The 22450-nt window shown below is 59.6% G+C and carries 23 protein-coding genes and 1 other RNA gene; 19 read left to right on the forward strand and 5 right to left on the reverse strand.

What is annotated here, in order from left to right:
• Nucleotides 1-32: 32 nt before the first annotated feature.
• Complete coding sequence (locus tag INT39_RS09665; RefSeq protein WP_193073689.1) at nucleotides 33-1076, reverse strand: NADP(H)-dependent aldo-keto reductase; 1044 nt, start codon at nucleotides 1074-1076, stop codon at nucleotides 33-35.
• A gap of 312 nt (nucleotides 1077-1388) precedes the next feature.
• Between INT39_RS09665 and rplM the strand changes: the two genes are divergently transcribed.
• The 7 genes from rplM to INT39_RS09700 all read left to right on the forward strand — a co-directional run bounded on the left by rplM (nucleotide 1389) and on the right by INT39_RS09700 (nucleotide 6325).
• Nucleotides 1389-1817: a 50S ribosomal protein L13 gene (gene rplM / locus INT39_RS09670; protein ID WP_193073690.1), complete on the forward strand. Its 429-nt coding sequence runs from the start codon at nucleotides 1389-1391 to the stop codon at nucleotides 1815-1817.
• Between the two features lie 12 nt (nucleotides 1818-1829).
• Entirely contained in the window at nucleotides 1830-2222 is a 393-nt protein-coding gene (gene rpsI / locus INT39_RS09675) for a 30S ribosomal protein S9 (protein WP_193073691.1), read from the forward strand.
• Nucleotides 2223-2490: 268 nt separating this feature from the next.
• Complete coding sequence (gene petA / locus INT39_RS09680; RefSeq protein WP_193073692.1) at nucleotides 2491-3087, forward strand: ubiquinol-cytochrome c reductase iron-sulfur subunit; 597 nt, start codon at nucleotides 2491-2493, stop codon at nucleotides 3085-3087.
• Nucleotides 3087-4310, forward strand: a complete 1224-nt coding sequence (locus INT39_RS09685; protein WP_193073693.1) for a cytochrome b — start codon at nucleotides 3087-3089, stop codon at nucleotides 4308-4310. The genes petA and INT39_RS09685 overlap by 1 nt, the downstream gene beginning before the upstream one ends.
• On the forward strand, nucleotides 4310-5092 hold the full coding sequence (locus INT39_RS09690; protein ID WP_193073694.1) for a cytochrome c1: 783 nt from the start codon (nucleotides 4310-4312) through the stop codon (nucleotides 5090-5092). Before INT39_RS09685 ends, INT39_RS09690 begins: the two co-directional genes overlap by 1 nt.
• Before the next feature lie 168 nt (nucleotides 5093-5260).
• Complete coding sequence (locus tag INT39_RS09695; RefSeq protein WP_193073695.1) at nucleotides 5261-5890, forward strand: glutathione S-transferase N-terminal domain-containing protein; 630 nt, start codon at nucleotides 5261-5263, stop codon at nucleotides 5888-5890.
• A gap of 42 nt (nucleotides 5891-5932) precedes the next feature.
• On the forward strand, nucleotides 5933-6325 hold the full coding sequence (locus INT39_RS09700; protein ID WP_193073798.1) for a ClpXP protease specificity-enhancing factor: 393 nt from the start codon (nucleotides 5933-5935) through the stop codon (nucleotides 6323-6325).
• A gap of 64 nt (nucleotides 6326-6389) precedes the next feature.
• Here the strand turns inward: INT39_RS09700 and INT39_RS09705 are convergent, their stop codons facing one another.
• The 4 genes from INT39_RS09705 to INT39_RS09720 are packed head-to-tail and all read right to left on the reverse strand — an operon-like array spanning nucleotide 6390 to nucleotide 9803.
• The gene (locus INT39_RS09705; RefSeq protein WP_193073696.1) at nucleotides 6390-6959 is read right to left on the reverse strand and encodes a BON domain-containing protein; all 570 of its coding nucleotides are present in this window, start codon (nucleotides 6957-6959) and stop codon (nucleotides 6390-6392) included.
• Nucleotides 6956-7549 (reverse strand): phosphoheptose isomerase, encoded by a 594-nt coding sequence (locus INT39_RS09710; RefSeq protein WP_090273861.1) that lies wholly within the window; start codon nucleotides 7547-7549, stop codon nucleotides 6956-6958. Before INT39_RS09710 ends, INT39_RS09705 begins: the two co-directional genes overlap by 4 nt.
• A gap of 14 nt (nucleotides 7550-7563) precedes the next feature.
• Nucleotides 7564-7929 (reverse strand): YraN family protein, encoded by a 366-nt coding sequence (locus INT39_RS09715; protein WP_413468917.1) that lies wholly within the window; start codon nucleotides 7927-7929, stop codon nucleotides 7564-7566.
• A gap of 5 nt (nucleotides 7930-7934) precedes the next feature.
• The gene (locus tag INT39_RS09720) at nucleotides 7935-9803 is read right to left on the reverse strand and encodes a penicillin-binding protein activator (RefSeq protein ID WP_226944682.1); all 1869 of its coding nucleotides are present in this window, start codon (nucleotides 9801-9803) and stop codon (nucleotides 7935-7937) included.
• Between the two features lie 91 nt (nucleotides 9804-9894).
• On the opposite strand from INT39_RS09720, the gene rsmI reads away from it, so the two are divergent.
• The 12 genes from rsmI to murG all read left to right on the forward strand — a co-directional run bounded on the left by rsmI (nucleotide 9895) and on the right by murG (nucleotide 22443).
• A complete protein-coding gene (rsmI, locus tag INT39_RS09725; protein ID WP_193073699.1) occupies nucleotides 9895-10743 on the forward strand; it encodes a 16S rRNA (cytidine(1402)-2'-O)-methyltransferase in 849 nt (282 codons plus the stop codon).
• 95 nt (nucleotides 10744-10838) lie between these two features.
• Nucleotides 10839-11189, forward strand: an RNA gene (rnpB, locus tag INT39_RS09730) — RNase P RNA component class A.
• A 307-nt stretch (nucleotides 11190-11496) separates the two neighbouring features.
• Nucleotides 11497-11952, forward strand: a complete 456-nt coding sequence (mraZ, locus tag INT39_RS09735; protein WP_193073700.1) for a division/cell wall cluster transcriptional repressor MraZ — start codon at nucleotides 11497-11499, stop codon at nucleotides 11950-11952.
• Nucleotides 11949-12890 (forward strand): 16S rRNA (cytosine(1402)-N(4))-methyltransferase RsmH, encoded by a 942-nt coding sequence (gene rsmH, locus INT39_RS09740; RefSeq protein ID WP_193073701.1) that lies wholly within the window; start codon nucleotides 11949-11951, stop codon nucleotides 12888-12890. The genes mraZ and rsmH overlap by 4 nt, the downstream gene beginning before the upstream one ends.
• Nucleotides 12887-13201, forward strand: a complete 315-nt coding sequence (gene ftsL / locus INT39_RS09745) for a cell division protein FtsL (RefSeq protein ID WP_193073702.1) — start codon at nucleotides 12887-12889, stop codon at nucleotides 13199-13201. Before rsmH ends, ftsL begins: the two co-directional genes overlap by 4 nt.
• The gene (locus INT39_RS09750; protein ID WP_193073703.1) at nucleotides 13198-14943 is read left to right on the forward strand and encodes a peptidoglycan D,D-transpeptidase FtsI family protein; all 1746 of its coding nucleotides are present in this window, start codon (nucleotides 13198-13200) and stop codon (nucleotides 14941-14943) included. The genes ftsL and INT39_RS09750 overlap by 4 nt, the downstream gene beginning before the upstream one ends.
• Complete coding sequence (locus INT39_RS09755; protein ID WP_193073704.1) at nucleotides 14943-16391, forward strand: UDP-N-acetylmuramoyl-L-alanyl-D-glutamate--2,6-diaminopimelate ligase; 1449 nt, start codon at nucleotides 14943-14945, stop codon at nucleotides 16389-16391. Before INT39_RS09750 ends, INT39_RS09755 begins: the two co-directional genes overlap by 1 nt.
• Nucleotides 16384-17757 carry a UDP-N-acetylmuramoyl-tripeptide--D-alanyl-D-alanine ligase gene (locus INT39_RS09760; RefSeq protein ID WP_193073705.1) on the forward strand — a complete coding sequence of 458 codons (1374 nt, stop codon included), beginning with the start codon at nucleotides 16384-16386 and terminating at the stop codon, nucleotides 17755-17757. Before INT39_RS09755 ends, INT39_RS09760 begins: the two co-directional genes overlap by 8 nt.
• Before the next feature lie 5 nt (nucleotides 17758-17762).
• Nucleotides 17763-18845 (forward strand): phospho-N-acetylmuramoyl-pentapeptide-transferase, encoded by a 1083-nt coding sequence (gene mraY, locus INT39_RS09765; protein WP_193073706.1) that lies wholly within the window; start codon nucleotides 17763-17765, stop codon nucleotides 18843-18845.
• A 10-nt stretch (nucleotides 18846-18855) separates the two neighbouring features.
• Nucleotides 18856-20205 (forward strand): UDP-N-acetylmuramoyl-L-alanine--D-glutamate ligase, encoded by a 1350-nt coding sequence (gene murD, locus INT39_RS09770; RefSeq protein ID WP_193073707.1) that lies wholly within the window; start codon nucleotides 18856-18858, stop codon nucleotides 20203-20205.
• On the forward strand, nucleotides 20202-21380 hold the full coding sequence (gene ftsW / locus INT39_RS09775) for a putative lipid II flippase FtsW (RefSeq protein ID WP_193073708.1): 1179 nt from the start codon (nucleotides 20202-20204) through the stop codon (nucleotides 21378-21380). The genes murD and ftsW overlap by 4 nt, the downstream gene beginning before the upstream one ends.
• Nucleotides 21370-22443, forward strand: a complete 1074-nt coding sequence (gene murG, locus INT39_RS09780) for an undecaprenyldiphospho-muramoylpentapeptide beta-N-acetylglucosaminyltransferase (RefSeq protein ID WP_193073709.1) — start codon at nucleotides 21370-21372, stop codon at nucleotides 22441-22443. The genes ftsW and murG overlap by 11 nt, the downstream gene beginning before the upstream one ends.
• Nucleotides 22444-22450: the final 7 nt, after the last annotated feature.

Below are 22450 nucleotides of genomic sequence, written 5' to 3' on the forward strand. Positions count from 1 at the left end.
GGAGGGCAGCCATTGCGGCTGCCCTCTGTCGTCTATGGTGCTGGGTTGGGTTGACTGCGGTGAATGTCTGCTATCGCTTCCAGCACCTTGTCTGTCAGACCCATGTTGATGCTGCTGAGGTTGCGGTTCAACTGGTCCATGTTGGTTGCGCCGATGATGTTGCTGGTCACGAAGGGTTGCCGGGTGACAAAAGCCAGCGCCATCTGCGCCGGATCCATGCCGTGATCTCGCGCTAGTTGCACGTAGCGGGCACAGGCCTTCTGCGCCTGCGGATTGGTATAGCGACTGAAGCGGCTGAACAGCGTCAGGCGAGCCTTCTCAGGGAGCAGGCCGTTCAGGTATTTTCCCGTCAGAGTTCCGAAGGCCAGCGGCGAATAGGCCAGCAAGCCAACCTGTTCACGTATGGATATCTCTGCCATGCCGACTTCGTAGCTGCGGTTGAGCAGGTTGTAGGGATTCTGGACCGAAACGATCCGTGGCCAGCCACGGGCTTCGGCCAGCTGCAGAAAGCGGTTGGTACCCCAGGGTGTCTCATTGGACAAGCCGATGTAACGGATTTTGCCTGAACGCACCAGCTCGTCCAGCACCTCGAGCGTGTCCTCGATCGGGGTGATCTGCTCTTCCGTGTCATGCTGATAGCCGAGAGTGCCGAAGACATTGGTGTTGCGGTCCGGCCAGTGCAGTTGGTACAGGTCGATGTAATCCGTCTGCAGGCGCTCCAGACTCGCATCCAGGGCGGCGGTGATATGTTCGCGATTGAAGCGCGTCTGACCACCTCGAATATGTTTCATGTCGCGGTTCGGGCCGGCCACCTTGCTGGTCAGGATCCAGCGATCGCGGCGGCCACCGCGCTCATGCAGGTATTGACCGAGGATGCGTTCAGTGGCGCCGTAGGTTTCGCCCCGTGGCGGGACCGGGTACATTTCGGCGGCATCAATGAAATTCACGCCGGCATCGTGCGCCCGGTCAATCTGGGCAAAGGCGTCGCGCTGGCTGTTCTGTTCACCCCAGGTCATGGTGCCGAGGCACAGGGCACTGACTTTGAGAGGGCTGCGGCCGAGGGGGCGGTATAGCATCTTGTGGCTCCCGATGAGGAAATGAACAGCCATTATTGGCTATGTGACGGATAATGCCAGAGACAGCGCCTTATCGGTCTGCGGTGAACCGGCGCCGCCTAAATAAAGGTTGTAATTTTTTACCACGTTGGCATAATGCCCGCCACTTTCGACAGGATGCCTAGCTTGTCGTTGTTGTTACAGCACAGATGCCACCAGACCCACAGAGCCCCCACTGAGTGTCTGTCTAGGCTTTGTTGACTTGTAAAAACACATATCATTCTGTAAGATTCGCCCTCTTCAATATAGAGCGGCCTCTGAGGCTAGGATTTAATGAAAACCTTCAGCGCCAAACCAGAAACAGTAAAACGCGACTGGTACGTAGTAGATGCCACTGGTCTGACCCTTGGTCGTCTGGCTACCGAGATTGCTTCCCGTCTGCGCGGCAAGCACAAGCCTGAGTACACTCCGCACGTGGACACTGGTGACTACATCGTGGTCATCAATGCCGAAAAAATCCACGTGACCGGTAACAAGGTTCAGGACAAGATCTACTACAGCCACACCGGTTTTCCGGGCGGACTCAAGTCGATCAACTTCGAAAAGCTTAACCTGCGTGCTCCTGAGCGTATCATCGAGTTAGCAGTCAAGGGCATGTTGCCCAGGAATCCCTTGGGTCGTGCGATGTATCGCAAGATGAAGGTGTACAAAGGTGCAGCTCATCCGCATGCTGCTCAGCAACCCCAAGATCTCAAGATCTAACAGGAGCTCACTATGTCGGTTACACAAAACTACGGCACTGGCCGCCGTAAAACCGCCACCGCTCGGGTCTTCCTGCGTCCGGGTACTGGCAATATCTCCATCAACAATCGCAACATCGATGTTTTCTTCGGTCGCGAAACTGCGCGCATGGTCGTTCGTCAGCCGCTTGAGCTGACCGAAAACACCGAGAAGTTCGATGTCTACGTGACTGTTCAGGGTGGTGGTATTTCCGGTCAAGCCGGTGCCATCCGTCACGGTATCACCCGTGCCCTGATGGAATACGACGAGACTCTGCGTGGCGAGCTGCGCAAAGCGGGCTTCGTGACTCGTGATGCTCGTGAAGTTGAGCGTAAGAAAGTGGGTCTGCGCAAAGCGCGTAAGCGTCCGCAGTACTCCAAGCGTTAAGCCGACAGGCGCACGCTTTCAAAACGCCCGGTTTCCTTCTCAGGAACCCGGGCGTTTTTGCGTCTGCGACAAGGTGTCGCGTAGTCATAGCTGCATCCGCAGCGCCCGTGAAGCCTCGCTTGAGGTAAACTTTGCGGATGCCTGGTTAATGGATATCGCCTTGTCATCAAAGGGCTTTTTCATTACCATCTGTTTCATTTTGTGCAGGCAGTTAAAAACTTGAAAAGGCCTTGTTCAAAGGTCTGATTAGCTGATGGGAGACGACTGGATGAGTAATGACGGCGTAAATAACGGCCGGCGTCGCTTCCTGGTAGCAGCCACGAGTGTGGTGGGTGCTGCTGGTGTAGTGGGGGTTGCTGTGCCCTTTGTGGGGTCATGGTTCCCAAGCGCAAGAGCCAAGGCGGCAGGTGCGCCGGTTAAGGTGAATATCAGCAAGATCGAGCCAGGTCAGCAGATTGTTGCTGAATGGCGTGGTCAACCGGTATTTATCTCGCGCAGAACGCCGGAAGCACTGGCCCTTCTTGATGAAATGGACAAGGTTGTTGCTGACCCGCAATCCGAAGCCTCCGATCAGCCTGACTACGTGGACGGCAAGACCCGGGCCATCAAGGCAGAAGTTCTGGTGGTGATGGGTATCTGCACGCATCTTGGTTGCTCGCCGCTGTTCAAGCCGGAAGTGGCTGCTGCTGATATGGGTGCCGATTGGAAGGGTGGTTACTTCTGTCCTTGCCATGGCTCCTTCTACGATATGTCCGGTCGCGTATTCAAGGGCATGCCGGCGCCGCTCAACCTCCCCGTACCCCCGCATACTTACGAGACCGATGACGTCATCATCGTCGGCGTGGATCAGGAGGAGAATGCCTGATGAGCAAGCTACTCAACTGGGTCAACGAACGTATGGCCGTCACTCAGGTATGGGAAGACCATCTGAGTAAGTATTACGCACCGAAGAACTTCAACTTCTTCTATTTCTTCGGCTCGCTGGCGATGCTGGTTCTGGTTAACCAGATCATCACCGGTATCTGGCTGACCATGAGCTATGAGCCTTCCGGCGCGGGCGCTTTCGCCTCGGTGGAATACATCATGCGCGACGTGGAATATGGCTGGCTGCTGCGCTACCTGCACTCCACCGGCGCTTCCGCCTTCTTTGTGGTCATCTACCTGCATATGCTGCGCGGCATCATGTACGGTTCGTACCAGAAGCCACGTGAGCTGGTCTGGACTTTCGGCATGCTGATCTACCTGGCGCTGATGGCCGAGGCCTTCATGGGTTATCTGCTGCCTTGGGGGCAGATGTCCTACTGGGGCGCTCAGGTGATCATCTCGCTGTTTGGTGCGATTCCGCTGATTGGTCCGGATCTGGCCCAATGGGTGCGTGGTGATTACCTGATTTCTGGAATTACCCTGAACCGCTTCTTCGCTCTGCACGTTATTGCTGTACCGATCGTTCTGTTGGGTCTGGTGGTGCTGCATATCATTGCGCTGCATGAAGTGGGTTCCAACAACCCGGACGGCATCGAGATCAAGAAGCTGAAGGATGAAAATGGTGTGCCGCTGGACGGTATCCCCTTCCATCCCTACTACACCGTCAAGGATATTGTCGGCGTGGTGGTGTTCCTGTTCGTGTTCTGCACCGTGGTGTTCTTCTTCCCTGAGATGGGCGGCTACTTCCTTGAAGGACCGAACTTCGAGATGGCCAACCAGCTGAAGACCCCTGATCATATCGCGCCGGTCTGGTACTTCACGCCTTTCTACGCCATTTTGCGCGCCGTGCCTGCCATCGCTGGCTCCGCGTTCCCAGGTGTACTGGCGATGGGTGGTGCGATTGCCGTTCTGTTCGTATTGCCCTGGCTTGATCGCAGCCCGGTCAAATCCATCCGCTACAAGGGTTGGATGAGCAAGCTGTGGTTGGTGATCTTCTGTATCAGCTTCGTGATTCTGGGTGTGCTGGGTGCAATTCCGGCGACGCCTGGACGTACCTTGCTGTCGCAGGTCTGCACCATTCTGTATTTTGCCTTCTTCATCCTGATGCCGTTCTACACCCGAATGGAGAAGACCAAACCGGTTCCGGAGAGGGTTACTGGCTGATGAAAAAACAATTGATTGCTCTGATGTTTGCGCTGCTGCCGGGTTTTGCAATGGCAGCCGGCCCAGGCGTGCCACTGGATGAGGCCAATATTGACCTTTCCGACAAGGCTTCCCTGCAGGATGGCGCGCGTACTTTCGTCAACTACTGCATGGGCTGTCACTCGGCTCAGTATCAGCGCTACGAGCGCGTCGCGACTGACTTGGGTATTCCTGAGCAGGTGATGGTGGACAACCTGATCTTCAGCGAAGGTACGCTGATCGGGGAGCACATGACCATCGGTATGCGCCAGGAAGATTCCAAGGTGTGGTTTGGTGCTGCGCCGCCGGATCTGACCATGGTTGCCCGTGTTCGTGGCGATGACTGGTTGTATACCTATCTGCGTAGCTTCTACGAAGATCTGTCTCGCCCGCTGGGTGCGAACAATACGGTCTTTGATAACGTCGGCATGCCGAACGTCCTGGCTGAGTTGCAGGGTCGTCAGATCAAGGGGTGCAAGCCTATGCCGGTCAAGGATGGCAGCAAGGTCGTACGCGACACGCTGACCGGTGAGCCAATGCTGGAAGAGCAGTGTGATGTGCTGACCGTTGTTGAGGGTACTGGTACGCAAAGTGAAGAAGAGTTTGATACCACTGTGCGTAACCTGGTGGCCTTCCTCAGCTATTCGGCCGACCCGATCAAGGAAACACGTCATCGCATGGGTGTTTATGTCCTGCTGTATCTGGCCTTCTTCTTCGTCTTCGCCTATCTGTTGAAGCGCGAATACTGGAGAGATGTGCACTGATTCCGGGCTGTCCGGATCAAATAAACGCGCCCTTTCGGGCGCGTTCTTGTTTCTGAGGTATAATGCCCGCTTTCGATAAAGGCCGAACTCACGGCAGGCCAGCGTTTTACGACGTTAGCCCGTGCGCAGGTGCTTTACCGTAATCCGCCACAGGATGAGGGTTGATCTATGAGTGTTACCGCCAACAAGCGTTCTTCGATGGCTTTCTTTTCCGATCCGACTGACCAGTACTGTCATCGGGTGCGCATTGTGCTGGCAGAAAAGGGCGTGACCGTCGACATTGTCAACGTCGAGCAGGATAACCACCCGCAGGAGTTGGCCGAGGCCAATCCTTACAATACCGTGCCGACATTGCTCGATCGGGATCTCGTGTTGTACGAGCCGAACATCATGATGGAATATCTTGATGAGCGTTTTCCGCATCCGCCTCTGCTGCCTGTATATCCGGTAGCGCGTGCCAACAGCCGCTTGCTGATGTACCGCATTCAGCGTGACTGGAGTGTTCTGGTGGATATTCTCACCAATCCGAAAAGCCCTGCTGCTGCCGTCACCAAGGCGCGCAAGGAGCTGCGTGAGAGCCTGGTGGGTGTAGCGCCGGTATTTACCGAAATGCCATTTTTCATGAGCGACGAATTCAGCCTGGTCGACTGCTGCCTGGCGCCGATTCTGTGGCGACTGCCGAAACTGGGTATCGAGCTTCCGCGTCAGGCCAAGCCCATGCAGGACTATATGGATCGCATTTTCGCTCGTGATGGTTTTATCGGCAGTCTGTCTGCTGCTGAACGAGATATGCAGTAACCGCCTTTCATTTCCCAGCAAAAGGAGCTGAGCACGATGCAAATGAGCTCAAGCCGTCCCTATCTGATCCGGGCGTTGTATGAGTGGATTCTGGATAACGACAGCACGCCCTATGTGCTGGTTAACGCGGGTTATCCGGGCACAGTGGTGCCTGATGGTTTCGTTGAGGATGGTCAGATCGTTCTGAACCTGTCCCCGAGCGCTATCCGGCATCTGGAAATGGATAACGAACGAGTCTGCTTCGATGGTCGCTTCGGCGGTGTCGCGCAGCAGGTATGGATCCCCGCTGGTGCGGTCATGGCAATTTATGCGCGGGAGACGGGGCAGGGTATGGTATTCGAGATTGAAACCGAAACCCCGTCACCGGATGACTTTACTCCTGCGGACGAGGCACCCAAGCCAAGTGGGCGGCCTGCATTGAAGGTGGTCAAGTAGATCACTGGTGGAAAAGAAAAACGGCGATCCCTGAAAGGTGATCGCCGTTTTTTTTGCTCGCAATTCAATCGATGTATTCGAACAGCTTCACAATGCGTTGTACTCCGCCAACCTGCTGCACGGCGGCAACGGCGGCATTGGCTTCGGCATGGGTTACCAGGCCCATCAGATAGACCGCGCCAGCCTCGGTGACTACCTTGACGCGGCGGCCAGGTATGCTGCTGTCTGCCAGCATGCGCGTCTTGCTGCTGGAGGTGATCAGGGTGTCGTTGTTACGAGCCAGCAGGGACAGTTTAGGGCCCACTGTCAGTTCGTTGTGCACCACCTTGACCCGCTGTACCTGCTTGACCGCATTGCCGGCAATCTCTCGCAGCTCGGCGCGCGGCACTTGTCCGGTGAGTAGTACCACGCCGTTGTAGCTGACCACATCATAGCGGGCCTGGCTTTCCAGGTCGGCGTGCGCCTTGGCGACGTTGACGCTGGCCTTGGTTTCGATCAGCTGGTCGTCAATGCTGCTGCCCAGCGTCCGGGTGCCGTAGTTGTGATCGATCGGGTTTTCACGGGTTGCCGTCATCACGCCGCTGCAGCCGGCCAGTGTAAGGGTCAGCAGGACGGCGGTAGTCAGGCGAATCATTCCTCGCTCCCGAACAGCTGACGATCGATCAGGTCGCACAGGCAGTGGATAGCCAGCAGATGAACTTCCTGGATGCGTGCAGTGGAGCGGGCCGGGACGCGGATTTCCACATCCTCTGGTAGCAGCAGGGAGGCCATGCCGCCCCCGTCGCGGCCCGTCAGTGCCACGACCAGCATATCCCGGTCGTGAGCGGCCTGAATGGCTTGCAGGACGTTGCCGGAGTTGCCGCTGGTGGAGATTGCCAGCAGCACATCGCCGGGCTGCCCCAGCGCGCGAATCTGCTTGGAAAAGACTTCGTCGTAGCTGTAATCGTTGGCGATCGAGGTGATGGTCGAGCTGTCAGTAGTGAGCGCGATGGCCGGCAGGCTGGGACGCTCACGTTCGAAGCGGTTGAGCAGTTCCGAGGAGAAATGCTGTGCATCGCCGGCAGAGCCGCCATTGCCGCAGGTGAGAATCTTGCGCTCGCTCAGCAGGCTGCTGACCATCAGCTGGCTGGCCTGCTCGATGCTGGGGCCCAGCACGTCCATGGCGCGGGTCTTGGTTTCAATGCTGTCGGTGAACAGCTGTCTGATACGGTGTTGCATGTCCATAAGTAAAGAACTCGCTAGCAGGTGAAGGCTTCTCGGATCCATCGGAATGAGGCTGGGTCCGCCGGATCGCCGGTGGCCGCGACAACATCGAAGCGGCAGGACTGGTTGACCAGATGGGGGTGTGTCAGCAGATAGTGGTGGGCGGCGGCGATCAAGCGTTTCTGCTTGCGCCAGTCCACAGTTTCCACCGCATCACCCCACTGGTTCCGTCGTCGGTAGCGTACTTCGATAAATACTACTGTATCCGCATCACGCATGACCAGATCCAGCTCGCCCTGTTTGCAGCGGTAGTTACGGGCGAGCAGGCGCAGGCCGGCCTGCGTCAGGATCTGCTCTGTGGTGCGCTCGGCCTGATTGCCGGTAATCTGCTTGTCGGTCAGCTGATTCATTGTATCAGCGAGGCTTCAGCCAGTGGTTGCAATTGGCCGTTAATGATTTCGCCCCAGGACAGCTCCCTGTGTATGCGGTTGTTGTTGTCCAGTGACAGGGTGCCGGTGGCGCCATCGATGCGGGTCTCGGGCTGTTCCTGCATCTGCAGCAGGCGGCTGAAGATCCGCTGCGCGTCCACGCCCATGGCGTACAGGCGGCCCATGGGGCCGGCAGCGGTCGGCCAGCTGTCGACAATGGTGTCATAGAGCGGGTCGGAGCGGGTCAACAGCCAGGGTATCTCGGCAACCATGATGCCGTCGATATCCGGATTCGGTTCACCATTCAACGACAGGCGATAAGCGCGCGAGGCGGCATACACTGGCAGCTCACCGGCATACTGGAATACCAGGGTCGGCTTGATCTGGCGGGCCTGCAGCGGATCGGCGGCCAGGTACAGGGCGTCAAGGCCCGGGCGCGGCGTGGGCTGAACCATGACGTCGCTGCCTAGGGTGCTCTGCAGATCTTGGTTGCGTTGCTCGCTCTCACGTACGCGTAGCAGGTCGGCGATCTGTCCGGAAATCTTCGCAGGCTCATCGATGTTCTGCTGGCCGGTCAGTATGCCGCCCAGTTCTTGCCACTGTGCCGCAAACGCCTGGGCAGAACGTGCCCCCCAATCGTCGCGGTTGGCCAGAATTGCCATTTGCCGGTGGCCGTCCTGCCATGCGCGCAGGGCAGCCGAGCGAGCCTCATCTTCGGGCGCCAGGCCAAACTGAAACAAACCCGCCGGCGGGGTGGCAGAGGTATCTGCATAATTCAATGCCAGAGTCGGCAGCGGCAGTTCGGGTAGTTGAGCCAGACGGGCAACCTGCTGTCGATCCAGCGGCCCGATGACCCATTGCACGCCATCCGCCTGGGCCTGCTGATAGAACTGCAACAGATTGCTGTAGGCGCTGCTGTCATAAAGGCTGATGCGAGGCTGGGTGAGGCCTTCGCTGTGAGCTCGGTACTGGGCTGAAAGGAAGCCGTCACGCAGGGCGTCGGCAGCCGCTGCCAGCCCGCCATCAAAAGGCAGAAGCAGGGCGACGTGTTGCGGGCGCTGGGCATGCAGCTCCTGTAGTCGGCTGATGCCCTCCGGTGGCATGAGGGCAGCCGGGTGGTTGGGATGCTTGTCTTTCCATTGCTGCATGGCATAGACCTGAAGATCCAGGTTGCTATGGTCGCGCGTAATCAATGCCAGGCTCAGCCAGCCGGCCAGATCGCCGGTGGCGGAGTGGGAAGCTTCGCGGAGTTTTTCAGCGGGCGCTTGGTTCAGGCTGCTCCAGATGGCGGCGAGGTTGTCCGGTTGGGCGTCGTCGGGCAGCAGGTTGTGGATGAATACACGTTCCTGCACGGCGCTGAGGTGCTCGCCCGCGGCAGCCATGGTTTCTGCGCGCAGCAATTGGATATCAAGCTGGGCTTCGGGCGTCAGCCCGTCCAGCTGCTCCAGTGACGGGTGGCGCAGGGCGCGCAGGGCCGCATCTGGCTGGTTCAACGCCAATTCGCTGCGTGCCTGCAGCTCACTGAAACGCTGTTGCTGATCCAGTGGCAGGTCGCTTTGCGGGATCATTCCGAGGATGCTGCGCACCTGCTCCGGTTGATTGCGACTCCAGGCGGTCTGAGCTGCGTGCAGCCGCAGCAGATGAGCCTCGGCACCAGAGCGGCGCTCAGCCTGGTTGAGGATCTCCTCAATAGGAGTGGTTGTGGTGGTTGGCAGCTCCGACAGGTGGCGGGGCGTCGAGGAGCAGCCGGCGATCAGCGAGGCCAGCAGCAGGCCGGCAAGCGGCAGGCGAATCATGCGGAGCATCAGGCAGGGTACCTTGTTGGCGCGTGAGCAATTGACCTGCATTGTAACCAAGGGGCGGAGTCCTCGCCATGTGCTTCGCGGTAACCGGTTCACGTCCTGTACAATGAGCGGCAAACTTGTCACAGGATTTGCTATGGCCGCCACCACCGGTACCTTGTATGTCGTCGCCACGCCGATCGGCAATCTGCAGGACCTGACACCCCGAGCGCTCGAGGTGCTCAACGCGGTCAGTCTGATTGCCGCTGAAGATACCCGCCACAGCGGTCGCCTGCTGCAGCATTTTGGTGTGCAGACGCCGACGACCGCTTGCCATGACCATAACGAGCGAGGCAAGAGCCTGCGCCTGGTGGAGCGGATGCTCGCCGGAGAAGATCTGGCGCTGATTTCGGATGCTGGAACACCGCTAATCTCCGATCCTGGCTTCCATTTGGTGCGTATGGCGCGCGAGGCCGGGGTGCGGGTCTGTCCGGTGCCGGGCGCCTGTGCGTTGATTGCCGGGTTGAGTGCGGCCGGCCTGCCATCGGATCGTTTTGCCTTTGAGGGGTTTTTGCCAGCCAAGGCGCATGGTCGGCGGCAGCGCATTCAGGAATTGGCCGCGGAGCAACGTACCTGGATGATCTATGAGGCGCCGCACCGCCTGCTGGAGTGTCTTGAGGATCTGTTTGATCTGCTGGGGGCGGAGCGTCAGGTGGTGCTGGCCCGAGAGCTGACCAAGACCTTTGAAACCATCAAGGGTGCACCACTGGGCGAGCTGGTCGAATGGGTTCGTGCGGACGCTGACCAGCAGCGGGGCGAGTGCGTACTGATTGTCGAGGGTGCTGCGCAGCGGGTGGACGGTGATGCACTTGATCCTGCCGCGGAGCGGGTACTCGATATTCTGCTGACGGAATTGCCGGTCAAGCAGGCTGCAGCACTGGCGGCGCAGATTACCGGGCTGAAGAAGAATCGCCTGTATCAGCTGGCTCTGCAGAAAACCGCCTGAGCTTTGAGTTGTCCTTTAATACGGTCTTGGCAATATCCCGTTCTTGAGCGATCAAAGCTTGCTGTAGGGGGGCAATCCGGCTACTCTTGCGCTCAGGAGTTGGCTGGACAGTCGCTGTATCGCATCAGTGGTATGGAGGAAAGTCCGGGCTCCACAGGGCAGAGTGCCAGGTAACGCCTGGGAGGCGTGAGCCTACGGAAAGTGCAGCAGAGAGTAGACCGCCTAAGCGCGTAAGCGCCGGTAAGGGTGAAAGGGTGCGGTAAGAGCGCACCGCGCGACTGGCAACAGTTCGTGGCATGGTAAACCCCACTCGGAGCAAGACCAAATAGGAACCCAATGGTGCGGCCCGCGCTGGGTTCGGGTAGGTTGCTACAGGCAGTCAGTGATGGCTGTCGCAGAGGAATGACTGTTCACGACAGAACCCGGCTTACAGGCCAACTCCTATTTTTTCCGCTGCCGATTTATTCCCCTCCCGTGAGAAAAATAATTCCTAGTTCATGTTTAACTTTAAGTTGCATGGGCATCCCCTTGTTAACACTGTGATTCTCCCGCCAGCTCCAGGCCCGATCCTGGGGGTTTCTCCGCTATTTGTCTGTAAACCCACGTCACATAAGGCTTTTTCTGTGAATTGCTTACTTGACGCTGTTTGGGCGCCTTTCTATAGTGTGCCAAAGTGGGTTGAAGTGGGCGAAAGTGGACTTTTCTGGGTTTTTCGTTGTCACAGCAGTGGTCTCATCAGGGGAATAACAAAAAGTGTTTCGTGGAGCGAACGCCATCAATCTGGACGCCAAGGGGCGACTCGCGATGCCTGCCCGGCATCGTGACCGTCTGCTGGAGTCTTGTGGCGGCCAGCTTGTAGCGACCATTGCCCTGGAAGAACGCTGTCTGTGGATCTACCCGTTGCATGAATGGGAGGCTGTGGAGCAGCAGCTGCGCAGGGCGCCGAACATGCATCCGGGGGTCAAGCGACTCAACCGCCTGTTGATCGGTAATGCCAATGAAATAGAAATGGACAGCCATGGCCGCTTTGTCGTACCGCCGCTGTTACGCGACCACGCCGGCCTCGACAAGAAAGTCATGCTGGTGGGTCAATTGAGTAAATTCGAGCTGTGGAGTGAAGAGGCCTGGCAGGCCACCACCGCAGCTTATCTGGAAGAAGAGCAGGACGTCGGCGAGCTGCCGGCGGAACTGCACTCATTGAGCCTATGAATCAGCAGCCCGAATTGAAACATGTCAGTGTACTGCTGAACGAAGCGCTGGAAGGCCTGGCAGTGCGGCCGGACGGCATTTATATAGACGGCACTTTCGGCCGCGGCGGACATAGCCGGGCGATCCTTCAGTGTTTGAACGAAGGGGGGAGGTTGCTGGGCTTCGATAAGGACCCGGAGGCGATTCGGGTCGGAAATCAGCTGGCGGCCGAAGATGGCCGCTTTGTCGTTGTGCAGCGTTCGTTTGCCGACATGGCCGAAGAGCTGCGTCAGCGCGGCCTGCATGGTCAGGTCGATGGCGTGTTGCTGGACCTGGGCGTGTCTTCACCGCAGTTGGACGACCCGCAGCGCGGCTTCAGCTTCCTCAACGACGGCCCGCTTGATATGCGCATGAACCCTGATGTGGGGCAGAGCGCCGCCGAGTGGATCAATACCGCTGATGAGGCCGATATCGCCACTGTGCTCTGGGAGTATGGCGAGGAACGTTTCTCCCGTCGCATGGCGCGCGCCATCGTCAACCGTCGTGCTGAACAGCCGTTTACTCGCACCGGGGATCTGGCTGAAGTGATCAAGGTTGCCAACCCTGCCTGGGAGAAGCACAAGCACCCTGCCACGCGCGCGTTTCAGGGCATCCGCATCTTCATCAATCGTGAACTGGAAGACTTGACCGACGGTTTGCGCGCGGCACTTGATGTGTTGGCGCCCGGCGGTCGGCTGGCGGTCATCAGCTTTCATTCGCTGGAGGATCGGCAGGTCAAACAATTCATGCGTCGCGAAGCCAAGGGGGCACCACTGCCCCGTGGACTGCCGATACGTGATGCGGATATCCAAACCAGCCTGAAGCTCGTCGGCAAGGCCATCAAACCCTCCGCTGAAGAAGTCGCCGTCAACCCTCGTGCCCGCAGCGCGGTCTTGCGCGTGGCGGAGAAACATAGATGAGCGAGCAGACCCCAGCTGCAGCCAATAATGTCCGTTCCGGCCTTCCCGCCGGCAGCGGCTGGCTGCTGGTGGTCTGGGTAGTGATCCTGGGTAGCGCGCTGGCGGTACCCTACAGCGCGCACTGGAGTCGCCAGTTGCTCAACGAACTGGCCGCCGAGATGACTCAGCGGGAGAAGGCGCAGGCGGAGTGGGGACGGCTGATTCTGGAGCAGAGCACCTGGACGGCGCATAGCCGGGTCGAGGCGATTGCCACGCGTCAGCTGGACATGCGCGTGCCTGAGCCTGGCGAAGTGATACTGGTGCAGCCATGAAGAAATTCGCCCTCAAGCCCAATGGCAGTCTCTACCCCTGGCGTTTCCGGCTGGTCATCGCGTTGCTCGGACTGTGCTGCGTGGCGGTGACCTGGCGCATTGTCGAACTGCATGTATTGGACGAGGGCTTCCTGAAGAATCAGGGCGACAAGCGCAGTGTGCGGCATGTACCGATTCCTGCTCACCGTGGACAGATCACGGATCGCAATGGCGAGCCGCTGGCGGTGAGCACACCGGTGCTGACCATCTGGGCCAACCCGTCGCAACTGATCCATCAGCAGACCCATTGGCCCAGCCTGGCCAAGGCGTTGGGTACCGACCTGTCTACCTTCAGCCAGCGCCTGCAGAGCAACGCTGACAAGGAATTCATCTATCTGCGCCGGCGCATGGTACCAGCCGACGGTGAAGCGGTCATGGCATTGAAGGTGCCTGGCGTATACAGCATCGAGGAGTACCGGCGCTTTTACCCGGCGGGCGAGGTGTCGGCGCATCTGGTCGGCTTCACCAACGTCGATGAAAAAGGGCAGGAAGGTGTCGAGCTGTCCTATGATCATTGGCTGGAAGGTGTGCCGGGCAAGCGGCAGGTGCTGCAGGACCGGCGTGGACGACTGATCAAGGATGTGCAGGTCATCAGCAACGCCCGCCCGGGTAATGATCTGGCGCTTTCCATTGACCTGCGCCTGCAGTATCTGGCGCACCGCCAGTTGCGCGAAGCGCTGCAGGAGTTCGAGGCCCGGGCCGGCTCCATCGTGATGCTGGATGTGCGCACCGGCGAAGTGCTGGCGATGGTCAATCATCCCACCTACAACCCGAACAACCGTGCCAATCTCAAGCCGGACATGATGCGCAACCGTGCCTTGATCGATGTCTTCGAGCCCGGTTCTACCGTCAAACCGATCTCCATGAGCGCGGCGCTGGCGTCTGGTCGCTGGAAACCGGCGGACAAGGTCAATGTCTATCCGGGAACGCTGCGGATCGGCCGCTACACTATTCGTGACGTTTCCCGCGCCCCGGGTGGAGTGCTCGACCTGACCGGTATCCTGCTCAAGTCGAGCAACGTCGGCATGAGCAAGATTGCCTTCGATATCGGTGGTCCGGCGCTGCGTGAGACCATGCAGAATGTCGGCTTCGGTCAATATACCGGTCTCGGATTCCCCGGCGAGCGGGTCGGCAATCTGCCGAGCTATCGCGAATGGCGCCAAGCCGAGACCGCAGCATTGTCCTACGGCTACGGTCTGTCCGTGACCACCATGCAGATGGCTCAGGCCTATGCGATTCTGGCTAACGATGGTCGCAAGGCCCCCATGTCACTGCTGCGCATCAACGACCGCCCGGATGCCGAACAGGTCATTCCCGAGAATGTCGCCCTGACCGTACAGGGCATGCTGCAGCAGGTCATCGAGGCGCCCGGCGGTACCTTCCGCGCACAGGTGCCCGGCTATCACGTCTCCGGCAAGAGCGGCACAGCGCGCAAGACCAGCGCCGGCAGTAAGGGCTACGCGGAAGATTCCTATCGTTCACTGTTCGCTGGATTCGCACCGAGCAGCAATCCGCGTATTGCCATCGCGGTGGTCATCGATGAGCCTACCAAGGGCGGCTATTACGGCGGTCTGGTGGCTGCGCCAGTGTTCAGCGGCCTGATGTCCAACGCCCTGCGTCTGCTGAATGTCACGCCAGACAATCTGGTGGATATGCAGCAGGTCGAATTGCCGTCAGTGGATACAGAAGAGGAGCGCGGATAATGCAGCTCCAACAGATCATTCCCCAGTGGCAGGGTGCACCGGTACAGATCAGCGGTCTGACCCTGGACAGCCGCAAGGTTGCGCCGGGCTTTCTGTTTCTGGCTGTGCCCGGTCAGCGCCACGATGGGCGCAAACATATTCAACAGGCCATTGCTGCGGGTGCCGCGGCAGTGGCTTATGAAGCAGACGATGGGTTTACCTGCAGCGCGACGGTGCCGTTGTTGGCCATACGGCAACTGTCCACTCAACTGTCGGCTATGGCCGGACGTTTCCATGGCGAGCCCGCCAGCAGCCTCGGGCTGATCGGTATCACCGGAACCAACGGCAAGACCAGCGTCAGCCAGATGTTGGCCCAGGCGTTGAATAGCCTGAACCAGCCGTGCGGCGTCATCGGTACCCTGGGCAGCGGCATGCCCGGTACGCTGCTTGATCACGGAATGACCACGCCGGATGCGCTGGCCGTTCAGCAGCAGCTGGCTCAATTGCGTGACCAGGGAGCGCAGCGGGTGAGTATGGAAGTCTCATCCCATGCACTGAATCAAGGACGTGTTGCCGCACTGCAGTTCGAGGTGGGGATATTCACCAACCTCAGCCGCGACCATCTGGACTATCACGGCGATATGGCTAGTTACGGTGCTGCGAAAGCCCGTTTGTTAACGCAATCCCGCACCGCTGTGGTCAACCTGGATGACGCCTTCGGCCGCCAGTTGGCAACCGGTTGTCCGGTGCCGGTCTCGACTTACAGTGTCAGCGACAGCAGTGCGGACCTGTACTGCACTGATATCCGCTTCGATGCCGAAGGAATCAAGGCGCGCCTGCACACTTCGGCTGGGGCAGTCGAGCTGCGCAGCCCGCTGCTGGGCACTTTTAACCTGTCGAACGTGCTTGCCGTCGCGGCCGCCTTGCTGGCATTGGAAGTGCCGCTGGAGCGGATCGCCACTCTGATCAGCGAACTGCTGCCGCCGCCCGGTCGCATGCAGCGACTGGGCGGTAATGGTCAACCCTTGGTGGTGATCGACTATGCACATACCCCGGACGCCTTGGAAAAGGCGCTTGCCGCCCTGCGTGCCCACGTTGCCGGGCGCCTGATCTGTGTGGTCGGTTGCGGTGGCGACCGTGATCGCGGCAAGCGTCCCTTGATGGGTCGTATTGCCGAACAGGGTGCAGATCAGGTGGTGGTGACTGATGACAACCCACGCACCGAGTCTTCGGCGGCGATCATCGGCGAAATCAGCGCAGGTTTTGAACATCCACAGCGGGTCGCAGTCATAGCCAACCGTGCCGAGGCTATCGGCCAAACCATTGCCAGTGCCGACGCAGGAGACATCATTCTGCTGGCCGGCAAGGGCCACGAAACATACCAGGAGATTGATGGGGTGCGTCATCCTTTCAGTGATATTGAACAGGCCGACTGCGCCTTGAAGTACCGGGAGGAGCATCATGCTTGAAGCCATGCGCCTGTCGGGTCTGATCAAGCCGCTCAATGCGAGTCTGAATGGCGACGACGCCAGTTTCGACAGCGTCAGCATCGACGCTCGTCATATTCAGCCCGGTGGCCTGTTTGTGGCACTGCCGGGCACGCGCGTCGACGGGCATGATTTTGTTGCCCAGGCACGTGCCAACGGCGCTGCCGCCGCGCTGGTCGAACACCCAGTGGAGGACCCCTTGCCGCAATTGGTCGTACATGATTGCGCCCACGCGTTGGGTCAACTCGGCGCCTTGAACCGCGCGGCCTTCACTGGCCCGGTAGTGGCGATCACCGGCTCCAGTGGCAAAACCACCGTCAAGGAAATGCTGGCGTCGATACTGGGCGAATGCGGTTCGGTATTGGCGACCCGTGGCAACCTCAACAACGAACTGGGTGTGCCTCTGACGTTGCTGGAGCTGGCGCCGGAACATCAATATGCGGTAGTGGAAATGGGTGCCGCTGCGTTGGGCGATATCGCCTACAGCATGCGTCTGACCAAGCCCAGCGTGAGCGTGCTGACCAATGCGGGGGTAGCCCATCTTGGCCGTTTCGGCAGCGAGCAGGCCATTGCCGAGGCCAAGGGCGAAATCTTTGCCGGTCTGGACAGTCAGGGTCAGGGGGTAATCAATCTTGATAGCCCTTGGTTCGAGAACTGGTATCAGACGCTGGGTAATCGCAAGGCGCACGTTTTCAGCACTGACAACCCAACCGCTGAGTTGCGCGCCGAGGGTATTCGCCTTGATGAGCGTGGCTGTGCGGGCTTTGAATTGATTACGCCGGTCGGAGCAGTCCATATCCAGCTCGGCCTGCTGGGACGGCACAACGTCGCCAATGCCTTGGCTGCAACGGGTGCGGCGCTGGCGCTGAATATTCCGCTGGAGGCCATCAGTCGCGGTCTTGCCACACTGCAGCCGATGGCCGGTCGTGGTCAGAGTCTGCCGGGATACAAGGGGGCGGTGATTATTGATGACAGTTACAACGCCAATCCCATATCGGTTTGCGCTGCAATAGACCTGCTGGCCGGGCTGGATGGCCAGCGATTGCTGGTGCTCGGCGACATGGGTGAGCTGGGTCAACGGGAAGACCAGGCACATGCCGAAATAGGTGATTACGCCAAGGCGAAGGGGCTGGACGGACTGTACGCCACGGGACGCTTGTCGGCCCTGGCAGCCATGAAATTCGGTAAAGGCGGGCAGGTATTCGCTGACCGTGCCGAGCTGGCTGCGGCACTCAAGGCACGACTGGACTCGCAGACGCGGGTGCTGGTCAAGGGCTCGCGTAGTGCGGGAATGGAAGAAGTCGTCGCCGCGCTGGTGGCAGGCTCGCAAATTACGGAAGAGGGCTAGCCGACATGCTGCTGATACTTGCGCAATATCTACAACAGTTTCACACCGGATTCGGGGTTTTCCAATATCTGACGCTACGGGGCATTTTCGGTGTGCTCACCGCGCTGGGCCTGGCGCTGTTTCTCGGGCCGTGGATGATCCGTACCCTGAGCTTCCGCCAGATTGGCCAGTCGGTCCGCAACGATGGTCCCCAGTCGCATCTATCCAAGGCCGGCACGCCGACCATGGGCGGTGCGCTGATCCTGATGGCGATCACCGTCAGTACGCTGCTGTGGGCTGATCTGAGCAATCTGTATGTCTGGGTGGTGCTGGGCGTTACGGTCAGCTTCGGGGCCATCGGCTGGGTCGATGATTATCGCAAGGTGGTAGAGAAGAATTCCCGCGGTCTGGCATCGCGCTGGAAGTATTTCTGGCAATCGGTGTTCGGTCTGGTGGCGGCTGTGGTGCTGTACATGGCTGCCGATACGCCGGTGGATACCACACTGATCGTGCCTTTCTTCAAGAATGTCGAGTTCCAGCTGGGTATCTTCTTTGTGGTGCTGACCTACTTCGTCATCGTCGGCTCCAGCAACGCGGTCAACCTGACTGACGGCCTGGATGGTCTGGCAATCCTGCCGACGGTGATGGTCGGTGGTGCGCTGGGCATCTTTGCTTACCTGTCGGGCAACTTCCAGTTCTCCCAATATCTGCTGATTCCCTATGTAGAGGGGTCGGGCGAACTGTTGATCTTCTGTGGCGCGCTGATCGGCGCGGGCCTCGGTTTCCTGTGGTTCAACACCTACCCGGCGCAGGTGTTCATGGGTGACGTGGGTGCGCTGGCACTGGGCGCGGCGCTGGGAGTGATCGCGGTCATCGTCCGCCAGGAAATCGTGTTGTTCATCATGGGCGGCATCTTCGTGGTGGAGACCCTGTCAGTGATTGTCCAGGTGGCCTCGTTCAAGCTGACCGGGCGCCGGGTGTTCCGCATGGCACCCATACATCACCATTTTGAATTGAAGGGCTGGCCCGAGCCGCGGGTCATCGTACGTTTCTGGATCATCACCGTGGTACTGGTGCTGATCGGACTATCCACGCTCAAGTTGCGTTGAGGAATACAAGGTGTCACTGATCACTACGGACAAACAACGGATTATCGTCGGACTCGGGGCCACCGGTTTATCGGTTGCCCGGTATCTGGCTGGCCGTGATCTGCCGTTTGCGGTCTGTGATACGCGCGCCGAGCCGCCGGGTCTGGATAAGCTCAAGCGGTTTGCGCCCATGGCAGACCTGTATCTGGGTGAGCTGGATGCCGAGCTGTTGAGCAGCGCCGGGGAGCTGATCGTCAGTCCCGGTATCGCGCTGTCCACGCCGGCGATCAAGGCTGCGATTGACGCAGGTGTCAGTGTAGTTGGCGATATCGAGCTGTTCGCCCGTGAAGCGGATGCGCCGATCATCGCGATCACCGGCTCCAATGCCAAGACCACGGTCACCACGCTGGTGGCTGCCATGGCTGAACAGGCGGGCAAACGTGTTGCCGTGGGTGGCAATATCGGTACGCCGGCTCTGGATCTGCTGGACGAAAAAGCCGATCTGTATGTATTGGAGTTGTCCAGCTTCCAGCTTGAAACCACTCAGATGCTGAATGCGGCGGTGGCTGTGGTGCTGAATGTCAGCGAAGATCATATGGACCGCTACGCCGGTCTGGCCGCCTACCATCTGGCCAAGCATCGGATCTTCCGTGGCGCGCAACAGGTGGTGTTCAACCGGGATGACGCCTTGACCCGAGCGTTGGTGGCGGATCAGCTGCCGTGCTGGAGCTTCGGCCTGTCCCGTCCCGACTTCAAGGGTTTCGGCCTGATCGAGAAGGACGGCCAGAGCTGGCTCGCATTCGAATTCAAGGCGCTGATGCCCACCGCTGAACTGAAGATTCGCGGCGCGCATAATCAGGCCAATGCCCTTGCAGCCCTGGCGCTGGGGCATGCAGTTGGCTTGCCGATGCCGGCAATGCTGGAGGCACTTCGCGAGTTCGCCGGCCTGCCGCACCGTTGCCAGTGGCTCGGCCAATATGCTGGAGTGGACTATTACGACGACTCCAAGGCGACCAACGTTGGCGCAGCGCTGGCCGCCATCCAAGGTTTTGCTGCCGACCTGCAGGGCAAGCAGGTGTTGATTGCCGGCGGCGATGGCAAGGGTGCCGATTTCGCAGCGCTGCTCGGCCCGGTTGCGCGTCATTGCCGCGCGGTGATTCTGCTCGGGCGTGATGCGCCGCTATTGGAGAAATTGTTTGCTGGTCATGTTTCGGTGCAGCGTGTAGCGACCCTGGATGAGGCGGTGGTCGCCGCGGCCGCAGCTGCTGAGCCGGGTGATGTGGTGTTGCTGTCACCGGCCTGCGCGAGTCTGGATATGTTCCGCAATTTTGAAGAGCGTGGCCGGCTGTTTGCCGATGCGGTCGGGAGGTTGCCGGCATGATTTTCACCGACGCAGTGCAACGCTCGCTGGCACCGCTGATTGGCGAACGCCGCTTCGATCTGGACCTGCCGTTGCTGGTAGGCGGTCTGGCCCTGCTTGGTCTCGGTCTGGTGATGGTGACTTCCGCGTCGATGGAAGTGGCCGCCGGGCAGCTGGGCAACCCCCTCTATTATATGAACCGCCAGCTGGTATACATGCTGATTGGCATCCTCGCGGCACTGGCTACTCTGGCGGTGCCGGTCGGATTGTGGGAACAGTTCCGCTTTCCGCTGCTATTTCTGGGTTTTGCCCTGTTGATTGCTGTACTGATCCCGGGTATTGGCCGTGAAGTCAACGGCAGTTGGCGCTGGATTGCCGTTGGGCCGATTAATGTGCAGCCGTCCGAGCTGGCCAAGCTGTTTGCCGTGGTCTTCCTGGCCGGGTATCTGGTGCACCGCCGGGACGAGGTCAAGGAGCAGTGGTTCGGCTTCATCAAACCTTTCATGGTATTGGGCCCGATGGCCTGGCTGCTGATCATCGAGCCGGATTTTGGCGCCACCGTGGTGCTCATGGGCGCAGCCACCGGCATGTTGTTTCTCGGTGGCGTCGGGCTGTTCCGCTTCACCCTGCTGTTCGGTTCGCTCGGCGGTCTGGCGGCGTTGCTGGTGTTGTTCGAACCCTATCGACTGCAGCGCCTGACCAGCTTCCTCAACCCGTGGAACGATCCCTATGGCACCGGTTATCAGCTGACGCAGGCGTTGATCGCCTTTGGCCGTGGCGAATGGCTGGGGACCGGTCTGGGCAACAGTATTCAGAAGCAGTATTACCTGCCGGAAGCTCACACCGACTTTGTGTTTGCCGTACTGGCCGAGGAGCTGGGCCTGATTGGCGCTCTGGCGGCCTTTGCCCTGCTGATCTTCGTCGCAGTACGCGCATTGTATATCGGCCTCTGGGCTGAGAAGGCCGGACGCTATTTCTCCGCCTATCTGGCTTACGGTCTGGCGATCATGTGGTGCGGTCAGGTGTTGATCAATGTCGGTGTAAATATCGGTCTGTTGCCGACCAAGGGCCTGACCCTGCCATTCCTCAGCTATGGCGGCAGCTCACTGGTGGTCTGCTGTATCAGTCTGGGCCTGCTATTGCGTATCGACTGGGAGCGCCGCCAGGCGCTGCGGGAGGCTGCCGATGGCCAGTAACGTACTGATCATGGCGGGCGGTACCGGCGGTCACGTTTTCCCGGCGCTGGCCTGTGCTCGACTGCTGCAGGAGCAGGGTTATCAGGTGCACTGGCTGGGTACACGCCGTGGCATCGAGGCGGAACTGATTCCGGCGGCCGGCATTCCCGTGCATTACATCGATATTCAGGGCCTGCGTGGCAAGGGCAAGGCGGGCCTGCTGAAAACACCGGTACGCCTGCTGCGTGCGCTGTGGCAGTCACTGACGGTGGTGCGCGAACTGCAGCCGGTCTGTGTGCTGGGTGCGGGTGGCTATGTCACCGGCCCGGGCGGCCTGGCAGCCTGGCTGCGTCGCGTTCCGCTGGTGATTCACGAGCAGAACGCGGTGGTCGGCACCACCAACCGGCTGTTGGCGAAGCTGGCGGTACGCCGCTGCGAAGGTTTCGATGGCAGTTTCGCCAATGGCGCTGAGCGGCGCAGTACCGGCAATCCGGTGCGCAATGACATTTTTTCCGTGCCGCCGATGACCTGGGACGGCAGTCGTGCCCCGCGCCTGCTGGTGCTCGGCGGCAGCCTCGGTGCGTTGCCGTTGAACAAGCTGTTGCCCGAGGCGCTGGCGCTGTTGCCTGCAGAACAGCGGCCGCAGGTACGTCATCAGTGCGGCAAACAACACGTGGCAGCAGCCGAACAGGCGTACGTCGAGTCCGGCATCCGGGCCGAAGTGGAGCCTTTTATTGCCGATATGGCCGAGGCCTACGCCTGGGCGGATCTGGTGGTATGTCGCGCCGGTGCCCTGACGGTGGCCGAACTGGCTGCGGCCGGTCGCCCGGCACTGCTGATCCCGCTGCCGCATGCCATTGATGATCACCAGAGCGCCAACGCACGTTACCTGGCTGATCGCGGCGCAGCCGAGCTGCTGCCCCAGAAGACATTGACTGCTGCGCAACTGGCGCAGCGGCTGAATACCCTGTTTACCCAACCGGAGACGTTACGACAGATGGCAGAACATGCCCGCAAGCAGGCCAAACCCGACGCTACAGCGGATGTGGTCCGCGCTTGCCTGGAGGTTGCCCGTGAACACTAAGGCCACC

Source organism: Pseudomonas sp. FME51, assembly GCF_014897305.1.

What these genes read in the sequence shown, in the direction of transcription:
- INT39_RS09665 (WP_193073689.1), bottom strand. Translation starts at nt 1,076, where the DNA reads ATGCTATACCGCCCCCTCGGCCGCAGCCCTCTCAAAGTCAGTGCCCTG.
- rplM (WP_193073690.1), top strand. Translation starts at nt 1,389, where the DNA reads ATGAAAACCTTCAGCGCCAAACCAGAAACAGTAAAACGCGACTGGTAC.
- rpsI (WP_193073691.1), top strand. Translation starts at nt 1,830, where the DNA reads ATGTCGGTTACACAAAACTACGGCACTGGCCGCCGTAAAACCGCCACC.
- petA (WP_193073692.1), top strand. Translation starts at nt 2,491, where the DNA reads ATGAGTAATGACGGCGTAAATAACGGCCGGCGTCGCTTCCTGGTAGCA.
- INT39_RS09685 (WP_193073693.1), top strand. Translation starts at nt 3,087, where the DNA reads ATGAGCAAGCTACTCAACTGGGTCAACGAACGTATGGCCGTCACTCAG.
- INT39_RS09690 (WP_193073694.1), top strand. Translation starts at nt 4,310, where the DNA reads ATGAAAAAACAATTGATTGCTCTGATGTTTGCGCTGCTGCCGGGTTTT.
- INT39_RS09695 (WP_193073695.1), top strand. Translation starts at nt 5,261, where the DNA reads ATGAGTGTTACCGCCAACAAGCGTTCTTCGATGGCTTTCTTTTCCGAT.
- INT39_RS09700 (WP_193073798.1), top strand. Translation starts at nt 5,933, where the DNA reads ATGAGCTCAAGCCGTCCCTATCTGATCCGGGCGTTGTATGAGTGGATT.
- INT39_RS09705 (WP_193073696.1), bottom strand. Translation starts at nt 6,959, where the DNA reads ATGATTCGCCTGACTACCGCCGTCCTGCTGACCCTTACACTGGCCGGC.
- INT39_RS09710 (WP_090273861.1), bottom strand. Translation starts at nt 7,549, where the DNA reads ATGGACATGCAACACCGTATCAGACAGCTGTTCACCGACAGCATTGAA.
- INT39_RS09720 (WP_226944682.1), bottom strand. Translation starts at nt 9,803, where the DNA reads ATGCAGGTCAATTGCTCACGCGCCAACAAGGTACCCTGCCTGATGCTC.
- rsmI (WP_193073699.1), top strand. Translation starts at nt 9,895, where the DNA reads ATGGCCGCCACCACCGGTACCTTGTATGTCGTCGCCACGCCGATCGGC.
- rsmH (WP_193073701.1), top strand. Translation starts at nt 11,949, where the DNA reads ATGAATCAGCAGCCCGAATTGAAACATGTCAGTGTACTGCTGAACGAA.
- ftsL (WP_193073702.1), top strand. Translation starts at nt 12,887, where the DNA reads ATGAGCGAGCAGACCCCAGCTGCAGCCAATAATGTCCGTTCCGGCCTT.
- INT39_RS09750 (WP_193073703.1), top strand. Translation starts at nt 13,198, where the DNA reads ATGAAGAAATTCGCCCTCAAGCCCAATGGCAGTCTCTACCCCTGGCGT.
- INT39_RS09755 (WP_193073704.1), top strand. Translation starts at nt 14,943, where the DNA reads ATGCAGCTCCAACAGATCATTCCCCAGTGGCAGGGTGCACCGGTACAG.
- INT39_RS09760 (WP_193073705.1), top strand. Translation starts at nt 16,384, where the DNA reads ATGCTTGAAGCCATGCGCCTGTCGGGTCTGATCAAGCCGCTCAATGCG.
- mraY (WP_193073706.1), top strand. Translation starts at nt 17,763, where the DNA reads ATGCTGCTGATACTTGCGCAATATCTACAACAGTTTCACACCGGATTC.
- ftsW (WP_193073708.1), top strand. Translation starts at nt 20,202, where the DNA reads ATGATTTTCACCGACGCAGTGCAACGCTCGCTGGCACCGCTGATTGGC.
- murG (WP_193073709.1), top strand. Translation starts at nt 21,370, where the DNA reads ATGGCCAGTAACGTACTGATCATGGCGGGCGGTACCGGCGGTCACGTT.